General features: G+C 41.9%; 14 protein-coding genes. 5 read left to right on the top strand and 9 right to left on the bottom strand.

Translation table 11 applies throughout. The annotated features are described in order from the left end of the window. The 3 genes from BMX56_RS08025 to BMX56_RS08015 all read left to right on the top strand — a co-directional run. Positions 1–326: dihydrofolate reductase family protein (locus tag BMX56_RS08025; RefSeq protein WP_177183745.1), on the top strand; the 326-nt coding region annotated here is incomplete at its 5' end. A gap of 557 nt (positions 327–883) precedes the next feature. Then, positions 884–2245 (top strand): hypothetical protein, encoded by a 1362-nt coding sequence (locus BMX56_RS08020; RefSeq protein ID WP_090643847.1) that lies wholly within the window; start codon positions 884–886, stop codon positions 2243–2245. Positions 2246–2284: 39 nt separating this feature from the next. Continuing rightward, positions 2285–3502 (top strand): hypothetical protein, encoded by a 1218-nt coding sequence (locus BMX56_RS08015; RefSeq protein ID WP_090643842.1) that lies wholly within the window; start codon positions 2285–2287, stop codon positions 3500–3502. 20 nt (positions 3503–3522) lie between these two features. On the opposite strand, the gene BMX56_RS08010 is transcribed toward BMX56_RS08015, so the two are convergent. The 4 genes from BMX56_RS08010 to BMX56_RS07995 all read right to left on the bottom strand — a co-directional run bounded on the left by BMX56_RS08010 (position 3523) and on the right by BMX56_RS07995 (position 10675). Beyond that, a complete protein-coding gene (locus BMX56_RS08010) occupies positions 3523–5229 on the bottom strand; it encodes a hypothetical protein (RefSeq protein ID WP_143065393.1) in 1707 nt (568 codons plus the stop codon). 38 nt (positions 5230–5267) lie between these two features. After that, complete coding sequence (locus BMX56_RS08005; protein ID WP_090643833.1) at positions 5268–6383, bottom strand: dsDNA nuclease domain-containing protein; 1116 nt, start codon at positions 6381–6383, stop codon at positions 5268–5270. Between the two features lie 533 nt (positions 6384–6916). Further along, positions 6917–9631 (bottom strand): glycoside hydrolase family 38 N-terminal domain-containing protein, encoded by a 2715-nt coding sequence (locus tag BMX56_RS08000; protein ID WP_177183744.1) that lies wholly within the window; start codon positions 9629–9631, stop codon positions 6917–6919. A gap of 351 nt (positions 9632–9982) precedes the next feature. Beyond that, positions 9983–10675 carry an MBL fold metallo-hydrolase gene (locus BMX56_RS07995; RefSeq protein WP_090643823.1) on the bottom strand — a complete coding sequence of 231 codons (693 nt, stop codon included), beginning with the start codon at positions 10673–10675 and terminating at the stop codon, positions 9983–9985. 146 nt (positions 10676–10821) lie between these two features. On the opposite strand from BMX56_RS07995, the gene BMX56_RS07990 reads away from it, so the two are divergent. Continuing rightward, complete coding sequence (locus tag BMX56_RS07990) at positions 10822–11202, top strand: winged helix-turn-helix transcriptional regulator (RefSeq protein ID WP_090643818.1); 381 nt, start codon at positions 10822–10824, stop codon at positions 11200–11202. A gap of 151 nt (positions 11203–11353) precedes the next feature. On the opposite strand, the gene BMX56_RS07985 is transcribed toward BMX56_RS07990, so the two are convergent. The 5 genes from BMX56_RS07985 to BMX56_RS07955 all read right to left on the bottom strand — a co-directional run bounded on the left by BMX56_RS07985 (position 11354) and on the right by BMX56_RS07955 (position 16697). Beyond that, positions 11354–11854 carry a GNAT family N-acetyltransferase gene (locus BMX56_RS07985; RefSeq protein ID WP_090643815.1) on the bottom strand — a complete coding sequence of 167 codons (501 nt, stop codon included), beginning with the start codon at positions 11852–11854 and terminating at the stop codon, positions 11354–11356. After that, entirely contained in the window at positions 11851–12147 is a 297-nt protein-coding gene (locus BMX56_RS07980; protein WP_090643809.1) for a type II toxin-antitoxin system TacA family antitoxin, read from the bottom strand. Before BMX56_RS07980 ends, BMX56_RS07985 begins: the two co-directional genes overlap by 4 nt. Before the next feature lie 479 nt (positions 12148–12626). After that, the gene (locus tag BMX56_RS07970) at positions 12627–15062 is read right to left on the bottom strand and encodes an ABC transporter permease (RefSeq protein WP_090643802.1); all 2436 of its coding nucleotides are present in this window, start codon (positions 15060–15062) and stop codon (positions 12627–12629) included. Positions 15063–15524: 462 nt separating this feature from the next. Further along, the gene (locus tag BMX56_RS07960; protein WP_090643793.1) at positions 15525–16136 is read right to left on the bottom strand and encodes a dihydrofolate reductase family protein; all 612 of its coding nucleotides are present in this window, start codon (positions 16134–16136) and stop codon (positions 15525–15527) included. Between the two features lie 150 nt (positions 16137–16286). After that, entirely contained in the window at positions 16287–16697 is a 411-nt protein-coding gene (locus tag BMX56_RS07955) for a DoxX family protein (protein ID WP_090644053.1), read from the bottom strand. A gap of 133 nt (positions 16698–16830) precedes the next feature. On the opposite strand from BMX56_RS07955, the gene BMX56_RS07950 reads away from it, so the two are divergent. Next, complete coding sequence (locus tag BMX56_RS07950) at positions 16831–17808, top strand: GlxA family transcriptional regulator (protein ID WP_090643786.1); 978 nt, start codon at positions 16831–16833, stop codon at positions 17806–17808. Positions 17809–17829: the final 21 nt, after the last annotated feature.

The following is a 17829-nucleotide window of genomic DNA, read 5'->3' as shown; positions in this document are numbered from 1 at the left end:
CCTCTGCTTGCACAGCGACACTGGTAGGCCTACTACCATCTTTTATACAACATTTACTTACCTTTATTCAGAAGGCTCGTAATTCACGGCACACCCTGCGGCAGCGGAAAGTACTTGCGGTAGCGGGGGCCGGCGTAAGCCTGCGTTCGCAACTCATGGCGCTCGGCCTGGTCGACGAAATTCACATTGTAATTCACCCGGTAATTATTGGCGAAGGAAAAAAGTTGATGGAAGATTTCCCTCTGCAGGACAAATTAAACTGGAAACTGGTAGATACCAAGGTTTTTAAATCGGGATGCGTGGGGTTGCATTATTTGAAGGGGTGATGAGGGCATTGGGATTGGCGGACCAGCTGACCTTCAGACAAGCGGGTAGTTGAACTTTGGAACCGGCGAACATCTGGACTTTGTAATTGGTGGATGATTGATAAGTTTTCCTACCTCAAAAAATCTTGATACTTGATACTAACTACTCGATACTTTTTCTCTGTCTTGATTCTTGACTCTTAACTCTTGACTCTTCTTCCTGGCCTTCTTGTCTCAAATCTCATATCTCACATCTCAAATCTAATTTTGGCGTTCCCTGCGGGCCGTGCTGTTCGTTCATACTGCACAGGCCTTAGGCGCTGGGCCGGTATCCACTGCCATCACTAACGCGGGCTGTGGGGAGGGTTGCGCTTTGTGCTTTGCAGAAACATCGTGATTTGCATACGGGGTCGAAGGCATAGCCCCGTCATTGCCGGAGTTTATATTTTTTCCGCCCGCGACTATGCCATCAATATGGTTACACTTTAGCTATTAAAGGTTATTTTTACTGCTCTATTGACCATGGTACTCTTTTTTTGCGATGGCAGTATTTTACCAATAGAACAGAAGACAATTATATGATCGAAGTTTATAACTGCTATTCCAAACTAACACTTGATTCAACTGATTTTACCAGAATCCTTAAAGGGATAAATGAGGCGGGATATAAATCAGTGATTTGGCAGTCGAAGGTGAAATTTTTAGAAACTGCTGGCATTAAAAATCTTAGTAAAGAAATTTTAGATTGGATTGGTTATTATAATGTAAAAGGGACCAATTCGTTCATTTATCGAGCTGATCTATTTGTCGAAGGTAAAAGCGTAATATATATTACCAACGAATCTTCTGGATTTTCTTCGCCGGATCGCCGGATCGAAATTGGAGTTATATCGGATAGCGCGTTAGAGGCAAACGAGGTATTAATCAGATATGTCAAACAGTTTGAAGTCTCTTTAAAGGCAAATGTAGATGGTCGTAAGGTTAGGCATATGGAAAAGAATTGGTATCATTTTTCCAAAAATGACAAACTTGATACGCATGTTACTTATTATAAGCTATTCCAATATCCGGTCATGGCTGACACAGAATCCCAAGCTGCATCGATAATAAGTGATAATAAGCTCAGACAAGTACTTAGAAGAATTGCTGAACATGAATCCTTCAAAACGCAACATGTTAAGGGAGAACTCAAAGACTCCATTTTAGAAACTGTAAATGAGTTGATTAATCATAATTTAGTAACGAAAAGGTATGTCGTCAGCTGTAAAAAGAATTCAACGCCGATTGGCGTGGTGCGGTTAAAAGAAGAGCTAAGCAAATCTGTGCTCAGTTGTCCGCATTGTGGAAGGAATTTCATTGATGAACAAATTCAGGAAAGTTTTCTCCTAAGTGATCTTGGAAGAAAAATGACTTCGGGAAGTCACTGGATGACCATTTTGCTTACCAAGTCATTGATCGAATGTGGCATTCCGGAGAATAGTATCATTTGGAACTTGACCGAAGATAGTGAAGAAGTGGACTGTGTTGTCCAATTTAAGGACAAAACTTGGATCTTTGAGCTTAAAGATAGGGATTTTGAACCGGGGGATGCACATCCATTGACTTATCGTGCCGTTAAATTTAAAGCACATAAAACGATAATATTCACGACAGGTAAAGTCACAAAAGAAGCACGAAAAGTTTTCCAGGATATGGCGCAACATTCTATAGGTAGTAAAACGAGCGTTAATCCGTTATATATTGAAGGGGTTGCAGCTCTTAAAGAAGCCCTTCAAATCCTCATCAATAACGAAACATTGCTTCATGTTAGTGATAAAGCTAAACAATTAAGCTTGACCGCAGGTTCGGACTTTTCTCCTATATTTTTAAGTTTGTTCGGGAAGTATCGTGTGGAATATAAAGGTGAATTCAAGGATGATGTTAATATTTTCAGATATTGAAATTCCGACTCACTTTAAGCCTAAATCAAATTGACAACTATGAAATACCAATATGAACCATTAGGTGATGAATTTGAGTTTCAAACCTTTCTTAAGGATTTGTTTAATTTAATGTTCGACACCGATTCATTTGAGGAGTACGGATCGAAGGGTATGGCCCAGTTTGGCGTGGATATTTATAGTCCCGAGCTTAAAATTGCTATACAAGCTAAGAAAAAGGATTTGAATCGTTCTAAAACTGCGCTGATCAAAGAATTAAGTGATGATTTCAAGGCGACTATAAAATCGATTGACGATTTCCCCCATGAGATTCAGCAGTTCTACTTTGCTACCACGACAAATAGAATTGTTCAACTTCAAGATATCTGTATTGCGGAAAGCAAGTCCGGGAGCAAAAAAATAAAACTCTTTTGCTGGATTGATATTCAGGAGCTAATTGCAAAGTATCCTGCAATTAGAAATACTTACTATCCAGCGTTGAAAGAAAATAGGCCAAACTATGATGGCATTCAGAATGAAATTAAAGAACAATTGATCATTCTGGAAAAGTTGATACGAGAGCAGATCGCATCAGCACCACCTCAAAAAAAGGAATACAGGAGTGTCCCTCACTGTGAAATTTTGCCTCCGCTAATGGATCTAGATAGTCAGAAGTTTCTTATTGCGTTTATCATAAAAGCTGCTGCAATTCAATCATTCAAGCATGTTACCTATAAAAAGTTCACATGCATCATTGACTTTAGCAACACATATACGCAATTTGAAGATGGTACTAAGGGGCCTGGATTTTCGATTTTTTGCGGAGAGGTCGTATTTCTTGGAAACGTTATTAAATTGATGAAAATATTTCAAAATAACCTTGAAAAATTCTCGAATCTGTATGAGCATTATGAACTTGACGATTATTTCAATTCAATAAACTTCCGAATGGTTTTAATACCACAAGAAGGGTTAAGAAGTTATGAATTTGAGTTTGACGAACAAACTGGCAGCTTTCAATTAACACCAGCCAACAACGAAGAACTTGATTACGATAAGTTAAATTCTTTAAACGCAGTATTGCCATTTATATGCTCTACAACAAGGTTTGGAATTAAGGTTATAGAGTTGGACAATTTGGAAGGTTTTGCAGCTATCACCAAATTTATTTATAGCATGCTTTATGAAAATACGTTCAAGTTTTCCAATTTTTTAGTAAATGTACATGATTTTGATGACTGGGATTATGCTTATAAGGTCAAGGGAAGTGACGACTAAAAATTCAATTCCGGTAATTTTTAAAAATAGAATAGTTGCTGACCGCCGATTATAGCATCTAAATAGGGTTTAACATCTTGAAAATCGTCGTCAAAATCATCGGGTTGTAGCAGATGATTTTTTTCTTCCAATTTAATTATATCAGCTCTATAATCGATGCCGTGATCACCCTCTATACTCATAATCAGTTGTGAATTAGGCGGCTGACGGTTAACAATAAAATTTAATAGTGTGGGCAAGTTGTCTTTATCCTGTGCTTGTTGATTAGGAGAATCAACGACTATTGGACAAAATGCAGCTGAGGCATACTCAGACATAACAGTTAATATTGAATAATAGTAAGCTATGAACTCACGTGGTGTTTTGCTTCCCGATTCAGACAATTGAGAATCAATCTTTTCGTAAGATTTCGTCCTAACATTGGGCAGATTGACTTCTAATAAAAACTGTTTCATATAGCCACGATACAAGTTTTTGATTTTCTCAGCGCGCTTTTTATCTTCCAATAATTTTAAATCGATATCCAATTGTTCACGTAACTTTATTTTCTCCGTAAGCTCTTTGGAATAATCTGCAATTTCCCGTCTGAACAAATTCTGAACCTCTTTTTTACCTTCACTTTCGATTAGGTCCTTAAGCTTTACCTCTCCCTGCTTGCGTTCCAACTGATTTTCAATTTCGAGAAGTGTTTTTGATCTTTCAACAAATTTCGAGTTAAGTTTTACGATTTCATCATTTACTGTAACCAGTTCTTCTTCCAATTCAAGTATGAGGTCATAGCATCTTTGCTCATCTTGTGCTATTCCAAACCGCTCTGCAAACGAATTTTCATATTCAGCACCGCAAGTGGGGCAAGGAACTACCTCGTCGACCTTATCTAATGCATACGCATAATCCTTTTGCGTTTCAGCCAATGTTTTACGCACTATAAGCAATTGTGCATCAAGATTGATTTTATGATTAAAACGCTTAGATAACTTTACTTTATAATCCTCTTGTTCAATTCTGAGCACTTGGCATTCCGCTAATAGTGTGGTTATTTCTGATTGAAAAGCATCGAGGTCAATTGTAAAATCGGAAATGGTCAACTTTTCCTTAACGTTATTAAGCATCCCGCGGATCAATTTGATCTCTTTATCCATATTAGCGATGCCTTCATTAATGATACCTAACTCATTCTTGGTTTGATAGTATTTATTAGGTCGAATACCTGTGTGGTAATTCACTATACCCAACCTGTCCTTAGGTAAATATAGGTTTTTGAAGCTATCCCAATTTCTTTGCCAACTGACATCCTGATCCATATAGAATGGTAAAAACAAATATGCCGGTGGCGGGATGACTATCTTTTTTTGACGGTCTCTAAGCTCTAACTTAAAATCAAGCAGTTCAGCAAGTTTTGCCCCGATCTCAGAAACTTTCACATATTTTCCGATCATTTCGTCATTACCATCAAATAACGCGAATGTTTTTTCCTGACGAAAAATCACATAGTCTACTTCATCTATGGTGAATTTGATAACCGAAATGGGTTGCGCATCCAGCCAGTCCGGATGCAATTTGTGTGGTTCTGCCCCAAAGGTGTGATAGATGGACTTTATTAAGCATGATTTACCCGTTTCATTTGTCCCGATGATCACTGTCCTCGTCGGGCTGAAGATCACTTTTCTTGATCTCCTTTCCCTTAACGACAGTAGGGTCATCTCTCTTAATCTGAATTTCTTCATGCCTTTTATTTCTTAATGTCCGTATAAGTCGTTTGAAACTACCCTTTTCCATACAACCTGAATAAAATAATCGTTTTAATATAATTGGGTTCAAACGAAATATTTGTAACCAAATCTTTCGATAAGCTCGTGAAGATTTTTTCCATATCCTCACTTAATTTTCCGGTTATGGATTGATAATTATTGACGTGATTAAAAACTCCTTGTTCTATCTTTTGGAGTTGTTTATCGTCATAATCCATCCTTGCTATTTCGTAAGTCGTTGCGTGTGACTTGAACGAGGCAACGAAACGGTAATCAACAAGTTCTTGGTCAAGTCTGTGCGCTATTGATACCGCCAAATCCTTCATCGAATCATTGTTCTTTAAAGCAAAAAGGTATTTGTCGAAATCTGCTCGGCTAACTGACTTGCTTGTTTTTAGTTCGTTAAATGACAATGCGGTAGTTTCCACATTGTTCTTCGTTTTTATTTCATCAAATATTGCCTTATATACCGGCCCGATTTGGTATTTCACATTCGGTAGTACTGCTTCAATAAATGCACTTAGTTTTGCCTTAGTAATTTCACTATGATGCTTTATATCTAGTTGCTGAAGATTAAAAACCATCAAATCAAAAAACTTAGACCAATCCTTACCTGGCAATTCAATTGCTAATTTCTTAGTAAGTTTTGTTTTGTCCGCATCACAGATGTCTTTTAAGCTAAAAGCGGACACTGTTAAACAGTCAATATCATCTTTGAGTTTTGCTTGAACCTTTGAGTTTGTAATTAAAAACAAACCACCAACCAGATCACCAAAATTTTCCAATTGCTCACTTAATTTTCCAATTATAGAAGGCAGAATTGTGTCACCCTTACCCTTTTTGGTTTTCGCAAAGTCGGTAAGTTTCCAATGCGAATTTTCAGTAGTTTTTACTTGATAAAAATTTACAGAAGTGGGATCGACTGCCGAATCGAATACCGCGATGTCTTCATGAAACTCAAACGCCAGGAGATAATCCTGATCGGTCGCATGTAATTCAGTGAGTTTAACAATTGCCCAGTTTTTTTGATAGTCAAACCTGTTTGAACTTCGTGCACCAGCATTCTCACGCGGCTTTGTCGCGAAGACCAACGACTTCAGATCTTTTGTTGGCAATATTGGCTGGTGCATAAGGTTTGAATAATAAAGTCAATAATAAATATTTAAAGTTACAAGAACAATTAAATATCTGTTGGAAAATCCATTGTGGGCAAATTAGGCTACAAAAATATGCAAGGTTATGATGCTACTGTAAGGAATGTGGTTTTTTCCTTACCCTTATCCCACCGACCCTAATTAGAAATCGGGATTCATTCAATTGCTTCTCATCCGAATTTACGTTTACGAGTAGATTATAGAAAATGCCCCCCTTGGCGCAAGTCTTGAGCGATAGCCCAGCTGTCGGATGACTTGTGACCCGGTTAATGAGACATGAGAAGAAGCAAGAGCCTGCCATCATTCAACAATTCCGATTATAATATTTCAACAATTAATCCACCCTGGCAGTAACTTGCCCGGTCGGCAATTGCTGCTAACGCGGGCTGTGGGAAAATCGTGGGATTAGGGCTATACAATGAGACTGTGATTTGCATACGGGGCACACGCGGCACGCGTGCGCCAGCTTTGGGGGTTTTATATCAATTCCAATTATGTGGTATTAACGGTCACGGGGCATCATCTAAAACAAAGCTGGCCGGCGCGTATGCTTTTAACATAAACCTTAGCTTACTTCCGGTGATTTTTACTGGCTTACCCATTATTTCACCGCGGAGATTTACAGGTGTTGCTTTAGTATAATTTATCCCTTTCGGCAAAGTAACTGTCACATTTCCTGAATTTCCTCCTTGTTCCCATAGCCGCAAAAGGGTTGAATTTGAATTAGCAGCGGCTGTTGCAAAAACAGGATTGCCGGCACTATTGCGGCGGAAGGCAGTAACTTGTATGCCTTTTCTTGAAACAGAAATTCCGGTTTGCCCGGCAGGAAGATTACCGGCTTTGCCTTCAGCTTCGGCCACCACCAAAGGGGTACGGGCTTCAAAAGAGGGCGTTACCAACCTCGATTCCGTGGTGCTGTTTTTGGTAAAAGTCCATATCCTTACTTTTGAACTCCAGGTTCCCGGATACCAGTACCGGTAATTTGTATTCCACTGGTTATTATAAAGATTAAGGTAAATAACCGGTTTATGCGGGATAAAATCCTTAGAAAACTTCCAAATCCCCGGCCTGTCGAAGCTGATTAGCGGGTGGTCAAATGGGCAGAAACCAATGCCGGCCCCATCCTTACCTGTTATAGTAACGCCGGTTCCTACAGCGTATATATCTTTATCGGCCCCTTCCATAATATCTTTGGATGGATCCATCATCCCAAGGGAACGGCCTACACTAAATTTGGGGGAATTTATTTTAAAGGGAAAACAAAACCAGTCGGCTTCGGGCCAGTTATCTTTTGCTTTATCTTTAATGGTAAGCTCCATATCAATAAATGGCTTATCATTTTGTAAGGTTATCTGCAACGAAGAAGCAGGGAAGTGATTAGCCGTATCGACAGGCATGTCAATAACGGCTGTTTCCTGATTGGCATCTTTGGTGATTTTCAAACTACCATTTTTAGATAACGCAGCCCGGTACGGCACCTGTTTTTCAGAAATCATTCCGGGCTTGTACATATTGGGGTGCAGCCATTCGCCTTTGGAACCAAAGGCGTGTAAACCACGTCCCTGTTGATAATCGGTTACATATTTTACTGTTTGTTCGTAAGTGAACCGTTCATTCATATATTGTCCCAGGCCGCGTTTAGCTTGGGCATCAACCCATTCTCTCCCTGTTCGCTTATCAATCAGCGACGAAATACTACCACGGGCCGGATCCATCTTAATTATGAAATACTTGTTTTCTATCTTATTTGAACTTAAGCCGGTTGAATTATTTGCAACCAAATCTTTTTCGGTGTAGGTTTTATAGCCGGAAGGGGGAACATTCCTGGCATAGATAAATTTATGTTGATTGCCCACCTGTACCCACTCCGACCGGCTGTAAGGGAGCGGATTATAAACTACAAAGCGCTTACCCTGGTGGTTTACATTTTGGGCAAGAATTGCCATATTGTTTGCCAGCAGCGTTTTTATAATATTTTCTGTTTTGCGGATATAATCGGTCTTGTCTTCCCATGATCCTTCAAGGTCTTTATAGGTTTCGGGAGATAGCTTTTTAAATGCGGCTCCGTATTCATTGATATTTTGAGCACCGCCCCAGGTATGTTCTGCATAAAGCAAAACATTTTCATATGCTTTCGAAATATCTTTGGTGATATCAGGAACAGCGATGTTCCAATTTTTTAGCTGGGTGTTTAGCCCTTCAACAGTTGGTATAAGCGGGTTAATATTACGGGAAATTTTCATTCCGCCAGGATCACTCATATTGCCGTGTATCCATGTATCGGGGGCTTCTTTTTTGATAACGGGCAACTTAGGATGGGTAGGAAGTATTGCATCAGCAAAGTCTTCAAGGCGCCCCACCCTTATTTTCACTCCCGGCATTTTTTTTTCAGCTTCGTCAAATAATGCTTTAACATCGGCAGGACTTGGCGGTCCGGAATTATCGGTGGTAACAATTATAGCAGGCCATACAGAATAAGGCCAGTCGGCCGGAGGGATAAGATTTCTTCCGACATACGGATCCCTGCCGCCCCACTCAAATGGCCAATTTAGTGCCGTAGTAGTTCCGTAAATGGGCGAATAAAGCGTTAAAACACGACTACCATCGGGCCCCTGCCACCAGAAAAGCGGCGGATACTTCACATCTTCGCTGGGCCAGTTGCATCCGATATGCATGAATTTTACGCCGCCTTGTGCCAATCCTGTAGCCAAAACGCTCGCCTGCGAAGGCACATCCGTCATTTTTGCGCCGCGCGGCAAAGGCAGTCCATATTTGCGGGAAACGAAAGATGATGATTCGTAGGCTCTGGCCACATCCTCGGGGAACAATATCTGCGACTGAACAGAGAAAGGCATTGCATGGGTAACAAACCGCCCCGATTTGAAAGCATCTTCCAATCTTTGGTGACGTTCAGGCGTCTGTCCCGGCCAATCTTCCAATACTTTAGCCATTACCCAGCCAGGCGCTGTCCATGAAAATTGTTGTTCCTTAGGCAAATCTTTGGTCTTGTCCATAATTTCCAAAGCTTTGTCAATCATATCTGTACGATAAAACTGTACAATATCTTTAACCCGATGAGTATAACCTATATCGAAGTGTGTTTTGAATATTACAATAACCTCCTTAACCTTCGGATTTATATATGTGGTATCAGATCGCTTGATCTGCCCGAATACCGATGTGCTGATAAGCAGCGAAAAGGAGATTATTGCTTTCGTTATCATTATTTTCATTGTTCCTAATTCCTGTTTCGCTGTTTATTTACCGGTATCGCAACGGCCCTGTAGTTCCATTGTTAAATTAATTATTTGTACACACATAAGTACATATTAAATGCAGGAACTCCAAAATTATCTTTTATAAGTTTTAAAACCACCCAGTCATTGAAGCCAGAAAGCAATCTTTGAAATGGTTAGCGACGAGCCGGCCAAAGGGGCACAATGGACTCAGCAAATTCTCCAAAACAACATCGGAATGATTGCGTTCATGTGGTTGCAAAAAAGCCGTTCCTGCCGGGGAACGGTTTTTTTGATTTAGCCATCGCTCATCCAGGAAATACTCAAATTTAACGGAGCTTATTTAAATTTTTCTGCAATTTTTTTGTTTGCTCCTGCTAAAAGCGGATTACCATGCCCAAAACAAGCAATATCAAAATTGTATTTTGCCACTTCTTTCAAGGTTTGTTTGGCCAAAACCGGGTCTTCGTATAGGATACTATAGCTAAGCCCACCCATATTCCCGCAAATATCACCGGCAATCAGCACTTGCTCTTTTTCTAAAAGTAAAGAAATATGCCCTTCGGAATGACCTGGTGAATGAATAACCCTCACACCCGAAAGTATAGGCAGTAACTGGCCACCTTGTAAAGCCATAACCGAATCTACGGGTTTGATGATCGATTTTGCGTTTCGCATAAATAAATTAAAAATCAACCAGGGAAAAAATCCCCGCGTACGGGCCATCGGTTCCCGGCCACCAACACCTTTTCTAATCAGCCTGGCATCCGTGCTGTGTGCGTATATCGGAATTTGAAGCAGCTTTTGAATATCGGCGGCTGCGCCGGCATGATCAGGATGCAGATGGGTAAGAATAATTTGTTTAATATCAATAGGTCTCTTTCCAATTTCAGATAAAGCATCAAATATCTTTTTTTCGCTTCCGGGAAAACCAGTGTCAACCAGGGTTAATCCATCATTATCAATAATAAAACAATTAACTGCGCCCAAGCTGATCTGGCAAACATTTTCAATTATCTTTTTTATAGCCATAGGTAAGTATTCATTATTAATTACCCTGGCAAAACTACTGTTAAAGGCATGCCCTTAGGTAATGCTATACTTTAGTATACCGGTATACTTAGAGAAACCTGCTTAAAAAGAAAGTGATTCGGTATCTTTATACTTCACTCAATTTTATGGAAGTTAAAGAACAATACCTTGAAAATTTGCAGGCACAATTATCACAGGAAAAGTATGCGCAAATGTTGTTACCGCTTCAGGATGCCTTAGATATTTTGAGCGGAAAATGGAAACTACAAATCATTTTTTCCCTTAAACTTGGACGAAAACGATTTAAGGAAATTCAGAGATCAATACCCGGCATTACGCCAAAAATGCTATCAAAAGAGTTAAAAGAGTTAGAAATAAATGAACTGGCCAAAAGATTTGTATATGATACTAAACCAATGACGGTTGAATATGAACTTACCGATTATGGACAATCGTTAAAACCTGTTGTATCAGAATTGTATAAATGGGGATCGACCCACAGGAAAAGAATTATTGGAAAAAAGTGAGTAAACTTGAATTGACTCCATCTACCCTCCTTGGCGCAAGTCTTGAGCGATAGCCCGGCGGTCGGATGACTTGTGACCCGGTTAATGAGACATGAAGAAGAGCCCGCCATCTTCCAACAATTCCGATTACTTGCCCGGCCGGCAATTGCTGCTACAAGCCCAACTGCGCAATATCGGCCATAGGAAGGAACATCTTGCCGCTATCGGGCAAAAGGATAAATCCGAATTTTTTATAAAATGCAAGGGCGTCGTTATCTAAAGGGTCAACGACTACGCCGATTGATCCTAAGCTTTTATTGGCTATATCAAAGCTACGTTTCAGGGCATCCAACAAAATGATACTACCCAGGCCCTGTCCTTTAAATTTTACATCAATTGCCAATCTGCCCAATAAGGTCACCGGGAGTGTTTTATAGGCCCCCGGCATTTTTTTTCTGACTGCCTCGGGCATTAGTTCGGCGGGTATAGAGGCATTTGAAAGCGTGTAATAACCTTTTATGGTTGTATCCTCAAACATGGCAAATACCACGCATAACTTGCGTTTAACGTCCTGGCCTGCCTGTTTGTGCAGGTAATTATCCAGCATTTGCTTACCGCAGCTAAAATCCTTTTTATTGAGTGCGGAGTTCAGCAGTTCTATTTTAACGCTCATTTATTCTCTTGCAGGAATAATTTATAACGTTCTGCGGCATCGCGTAATTTTTGATTTGGGCCGGATGGATTTACGAGCGCATTAAAAAATATCTCCCGGTCCTTTTCGGATGCAAGGATTACGGTATGCTCATGGATAATGGCATTTGCTTTTTCCTGTACTGCATTAATAATAAAATCAGTAAGCGTACGAAATCCCCCCAGGCTGGCTGCGTATTCAAAAAGGTCTTTTTGAGCTTTGGGTATTTTAGCGTCAAACCTGGCTTTTGCCGGTATCGTCAATGGCTTTTCCATATCATTTTTTTAGCAAAACAAATATACGGAAATAATACGTACAAAAAACATTGGTTGTACAATGGCAAACTTAAAAGTTGAAAGCGCCACCATTCCGCCTTGCAACCATTTATAAAAAACGCCACATCGCAAAAACGTTTCGGCCCTCCGGAGGGATAAGCGTAGTCCCCGTTGGTGTCCCCACCACGCTTTGTTGTGTGTTGTCACCAACAAATATGGTATATAAAAAGGCTTTAAGGTTTACATAACGCCATCTTAGTTTCGTTCCTGGCTTACTTTCGCGCTTGTGGGTGCGTTCCCCCGCCACCGCAGGCCTCCAGGCCTGTGCGCCCGCATGCAAATCACGATATTGTTGTAAAGTATAAAGCTTTCGATACCATCAAAACGAGGTAGTTAGCGTATTTTCCCATATGGAGGACTATCGCGTCGACGGATTTAGATGTTAATCTTTGAATATTATCGCTACATATTATCGCCGATTATTCACTTCTCAAACTTTTAACAGGGTTCATCATGGCAGCCTTGATCGATTGGACGCTGATGGTCAGTAGCGCAATAACGATAGCTACTACGCCGGATAAGGCAAACATCCACCAGCTTATTGCAATGCGATAAGCAAAATTTTGCAGCCACCGGTCCATCAAATACCAGGCAACGGGAGAAGCAACTACCAATGCCGCCAGCACCAGCACAACGAAATCTTTGGAGAGCATCAGCATAATGTTGGTTACACTTGCGCCAAGCACCTTCCTTATGCCGATCTCTGCCGTTCTTCTTTTAGTGGTGAATATGGTGAGTCCAAATAACCCAATGCAGGAAATAAAGATCACGATGAATGTTGCCGCATTAATCAGTTTTGCTGTCCGGTAGTCCTTTTCATACAAAAGCGCTATCGATTCATCAAAAAACCTTAAGTCAAACACCTCTCCCGGATACATCGCTTTCCATGATCTTTCGATCTGTGCCAGAGTTACTTTCAGCGCGGCTGCCTGTTTGCCGCTCACTGCCAGCTTAACGGCAATATCTTGCTGCATCTTTGGAATATTCACAATACAAACCGGTTTGATGGTTTCGTGGAAGGACTTTTCATGAAAGTCGGCAACTACGCCCACAATAGGATAAGGTTTGTTTTGATAAAGCAACATTTTGCCAATAGCTTCCCGTGGTTCATGCAGCCCAAGCAGGTGCAAAAACGTTTCGTTGATCACATATTCCTTCAGGCTGTCTGCTGGCAAAAGGTTTCGTCCGGCCAGCAGCTTCATGCCGTATAGAGACAAATAATGTTCATCTCCTGACAATTCGGGGATGCGTGTCTCCGTTCCGTTTATCCCGTTCAATTTCAGCGGGATGTTGCCATCCCTGCCGTCCATAGGGGTATATTGCTCACTGGAAATCATGCTAACACCGGGAATTTGTTTTAATTGCTGCGCCAATACATTCATTTGTTTTGCCGGAGCCTTTCGGCTGGTTGGCAGGATGATAATGGCATCGGTATTGAAACCCATTGCTTTGCCACGGGTATAGCTTAATTGCTGATGGACCACCAGGCTGCCGACAATAAAAACAAGCGACAGGGTGAACTGGAAAACAATGAGTCCTTTCCTCAGCCACCATTGCCCGTCACCAGGGGTTGAGGTGCCTCTCAAACTCAAGGCCGGGGCTTGTGCCGATAAGCTGCTTGCCGGGTACAGGCCTGCAAATAAGCAAGTGATCAGGGTTATACACAATATGAAAAGCAGGGCATTGGTTTCTACCAACCTGAAGGTAACACCCTGTGGAATAAATGCCTTAAATACAGCAAGCACCGGGTTAACCAATAACAAGGCAAGGATCAAGGCGAAAAAAGTTACCAGGAATGTTTCTACCAGGAACTGCAGCATGATACCGGCCTTACTGCTTCCCATAATTTTCCTGACCCCCATTTCCCGGGTGCGCTGAATGGATTGGGCTGTTGCCAGGTTAATAAAGTTGACCAGGGCCAGCAGCAGGATGAATACAGCAGTGCCAATCATCCCGTATACAATGGGAAGGTCGGCAGTACGGATCGGATTTTCCACAACGTCTGCATCAAAATGCACTTTGGTAATGGCTTCCAGCCACAGTTTAAGTTTAACATCCGGATTTTTCGGTGCATAAGCTTTAACGATGGCGGCAAAACCGGCATTGACCTTATCCTGGCTTGTACCAGGAGCCAATTTAACAAAGGCCTGGGTAGACATATGGTTCCAGTCATCTGCAAAAGCCCTTTTTAGGAAACTATTTTGGACGGTGTTATAAGAAATAAACTCGGTAAAGGCGAAGTCGGTATTTTTCTTCCAGTCTTCAACAATTCCCGAAATCTGGACATGGAGCGAATCGTCATAGACAATTTCCCTGCCAAGCAGGCTTCCAGGATTAACATTACCGAAATATTTTTGTGCCCGGCTCAGGGTAAGCACAACTTTATAAGGCTGGTTCAAAGCGGTCTCCTGATTTCCGGCAAGCCAGCGGTAACTAAATATCTTGAAATATTGCGGTTCTGCTACTATTGTGCCCGGATAGTACGCTCCATCGATTGAACTATCAAACTTTTTGACCGGCTTATTGCCATCAGGCACACTTATCCTGGCATAATACATGCCTACTGCTGAAATAGCCTCAACGCCGGGAAGTTCGCGACGGGCAGCAGCCACCGACGAATACGGCACTTTACTCATGACATCCTGATCTCCGGCGGCAAAATGAACGGTGGTCATCACCCGGTAGATGCGATCCTTATCGGGATGAAAGGTATCAAAACTGAGTTCGTAACTGGAGATCAGGTAAATGGTTACGCAGGCACATATTCCTAAAGCCAGTCCAAGTACGTTGATGAAAGTATATGTTTTGTTGCGCCAAAGGATGCGCCAGGCTGTCTTGAAATAGTTCTTAATCATTTGAATAGGCTATAAATGAATGACTTAACAATAAATTCGACAAAAAGAATCAATAAATACAATGCCAAATGTTATTTTTTTGATTATCAGTCATTTACAAGCATTCTGCTTTTGAAGCTGTATCGAAAACGAACGGCAAGCGTCCGCTTTTATGGCGGGCATAACCCGTCCGGAAATAGCTATACAATTGTTTTTGCCCTATTTTTGGTTGTCAGTTGAGTCAATACGTCTGCTATAGTCATACCCCGTTTGCAAACTACTCATTTTCACCGCTTAGGCACTCCCCCCCTGTTACCGCCCCGATAATATCGGGATGCCCTCTTTGGCGCAAGTCTTGCGGGCTGGAGGTGCGAAGGGTGACTTGTGACTTCCTTAGTAAATGCTCGCCCCTTGTTGGTCTTTCCCCTACCGCTCTTTGTTGCCTGTTGTCACCAACAAATATCGGCATGTAAATAATAAGCTTTATGCCGGCAAACCAACAACAGGCATCTGCTCACCCGCTTTTTCACAGCCATAACTCAAACGCACAATGCCCGACGAAAATACCTGCGTGTTGGTTAACCGCATTTGTAAATTATGGCTAAGGGTGGGGAACAAACGTTTCCCGGTAGAAATTACTACCGGGTGCACCCAAAGTTCGTACCTATCTACCAGGTTTAGCTTCATGAGTGATGATACCAACTGTCCGCTCCCCAAAACTATGATATCCCGGCCCGGCTGGGCTTTTAATTGGTCTATCTGTTTTTTTAACTTTCCTTTTAGCAGGATGGTATTGCGCCAGGGGGTAAGGTGGATTGATTTGGATACTACCGCTTTGATGTGCCCGTTCATCAGTTCGGCCATTACAATATCTTCTTTGGCCATCAGCAGGTCGTTGGCTTTTGCGGGCCAGTAGTTGGCAAAGGCTTCATAAGTGCGTGCACCTAATAAAATGGTATCTGCCCGGGCCAGTTGCCGGCAAAGGCTTTCGCACAATTCGCCATCCCAGTATTTAAAATGCCAGTCAAGGCTGCCATCGGGCCCGGCCATAAAGCCATCTAAAGTTACATTTACCGATGCCACCAACTCCCTCATTTTTTATTATAATTATTATTTACAGGCAATATATTACCAGGAAACCGCTTTTTGATTTTTTCGCGCCAGGACGCTAAGTGGCAAAGCAATTCCTTATTTTTCTTTGCGTCATTTTCTTTGCGTCATAGCGCGAATTATTTTAACGCCGGTTTACCACTTACCGCCAAAGTTGAGCAGGCTTTTTACTTTTCCATCGCGCAGGTAAAGGCTTAGCCATACCAGTATGCCAAAAACTATAGGGAAATAGGCCGGCTGGTTGGCCCTCATCATAATAGCTACAGCGCCACCCAGGTAGCCGGTAATTAAAATAGCGCCCAAAACAGCAGTACGCGGAATGATGTAGATGATGGTGCAAACCAGCAGTATGGTACCTATTACCTGTACCATGTTTTCGCCGTAGCCCAAAAAAATGGTGCCTTTTACCGAGTTGCTTTCTCTCATGATTTTGGAGATAGCATCAAACAGCAGGAATAAAATGCAGATAACGCTGATGATACGCCCGGCTAACAACGATGATTTTGAAGGCGTGGTTGCCGTGGTTGGTGATACTGTGGTTTCCATAATGATATTTTTTGTTGGTGATTTTGTTAATTCAAAGGTAGTGTGGAGGTAAGCAAATAAGTACTGCATGTATTTGACATCTGCAGGGTGTAAATGCGACTTTTTATTTTTTGATTGCTTAGATTTGATCAACATGAAACACATTTCGATACTGGTGCCCTATGAGGCCGTCCCGTCTGCAATTGTCGATCCGCGGTATATGTTCACCGCCATTAATCAATTTTTGGTTAGCGCCGGTAAACAGCCCGCGTTTGAGGTTCAATTGGTGGGCTTAACCGCCCAGGTACCGCTCAACAACGGCGCTTTCGCGGTTAATACGGACGTGCTGATAAGCGACCTTAAAAAAACCGACCTGGTGGTTATCCCCGCGCTATCGGGCGATATGAAGGCCATGGTTGAACTGAACAAGGATTTTGTGCCCTGGATTATCAACCAATATAAAAACGGCGCCGAGGTGGCTTCTCTTTGTCTTGGTGCTTTCCTGCTGGCATCTACCGGGTTGCTTAACGGAAAATCATGCTCTACGCATTGGATGTCGGGCAACGAGTTCAGGGCCATGTTCCCGGAAGTGGCCATGACGGATGGTACCATCATTACCGAAATTGACGGCCTTTACTCAAGCGGCGGCGCCAGCTCTTACTGGAACCTGTTGCTGCACATTATTGAAAAATATACCGGCAGGGAGCTGGCCATAATGGCGGCTAAGTTTTTCGCTATCGAGATCGACCGGAAGAGCCAGTCGCCATTTGTCATGTTTAACGGGCAAAAAAAGCATGAGGACGAACCCATTAAGCTTGCACAGGAATTTATTGAACATAATTACACCGGGAAACTTTCTGTAGATGACCTCGCCGACCAGTTTGCCATCGGCCGCCGCCATTTTGAACGCCGTTTTAAAAAAGCCACCAACAACACCCCAGCCGAATACATTCAGCGGGTGAAGGTGGAAGCCGCCAAAAAGCAGCTGGAAAATTCATCAAAAAATATAAACGAGGTAATGTACCAGGTGGGTTATAATGATGTTAAGGCTTTCAGGGCGGTGTTTAAAAAGTTCACCGGTTTGTCGCCCAACGATTATAAGCACAAATACAACAGGCAGGCGGCGGCGTAAAAAACACCCGGCTACCACAAG

Source organism: Mucilaginibacter sp. OK283 (genome assembly GCF_900110415.1).
Classification (GTDB): Bacteria; Bacteroidota; Bacteroidia; order Sphingobacteriales; family Sphingobacteriaceae; genus Mucilaginibacter.
Note: the sequence above shows the minus strand (reverse complement) of the source record. Positions and strands in the feature narration are given on the sequence as shown.

Excerpts from the sequence above, each read along its gene's own strand:
- BMX56_RS07950 (WP_090643786.1), top strand. The coding sequence starts at position 16,831 with ATGAAACACATTTCGATACTGGTGCCCTATGAGGCCGTCCCGTCTGCA.
- BMX56_RS07980 (WP_090643809.1), bottom strand. The coding sequence starts at position 12,147 with ATGGAAAAGCCATTGACGATACCGGCAAAAGCCAGGTTTGACGCTAAA.
- BMX56_RS07990 (WP_090643818.1), top strand. The coding sequence starts at position 10,822 with ATGGAAGTTAAAGAACAATACCTTGAAAATTTGCAGGCACAATTATCA.
- BMX56_RS07960 (WP_090643793.1), bottom strand. The coding sequence starts at position 16,136 with ATGAGGGAGTTGGTGGCATCGGTAAATGTAACTTTAGATGGCTTTATG.
- BMX56_RS08005 (WP_090643833.1), bottom strand. The coding sequence starts at position 6,383 with ATGCACCAGCCAATATTGCCAACAAAAGATCTGAAGTCGTTGGTCTTC.
- BMX56_RS08000 (WP_177183744.1), bottom strand. The coding sequence starts at position 9,631 with ATGATAACGAAAGCAATAATCTCCTTTTCGCTGCTTATCAGCACATCG.
- BMX56_RS07995 (WP_090643823.1), bottom strand. The coding sequence starts at position 10,675 with ATGGCTATAAAAAAGATAATTGAAAATGTTTGCCAGATCAGCTTGGGC.
- BMX56_RS07970 (WP_090643802.1), bottom strand. The coding sequence starts at position 15,062 with ATGATTAAGAACTATTTCAAGACAGCCTGGCGCATCCTTTGGCGCAAC.
- BMX56_RS08020 (WP_090643847.1), top strand. The coding sequence starts at position 884 with ATGATCGAAGTTTATAACTGCTATTCCAAACTAACACTTGATTCAACT.
- BMX56_RS07955 (WP_090644053.1), bottom strand. The coding sequence starts at position 16,697 with ATGGAAACCACAGTATCACCAACCACGGCAACCACGCCTTCAAAATCA.
- BMX56_RS08015 (WP_090643842.1), top strand. The coding sequence starts at position 2,285 with ATGAAATACCAATATGAACCATTAGGTGATGAATTTGAGTTTCAAACC.
- BMX56_RS07985 (WP_090643815.1), bottom strand. The coding sequence starts at position 11,854 with ATGAGCGTTAAAATAGAACTGCTGAACTCCGCACTCAATAAAAAGGAT.
- BMX56_RS08010 (WP_143065393.1), bottom strand. The coding sequence starts at position 5,229 with ATGAAGAAATTCAGATTAAGAGAGATGACCCTACTGTCGTTAAGGGAA.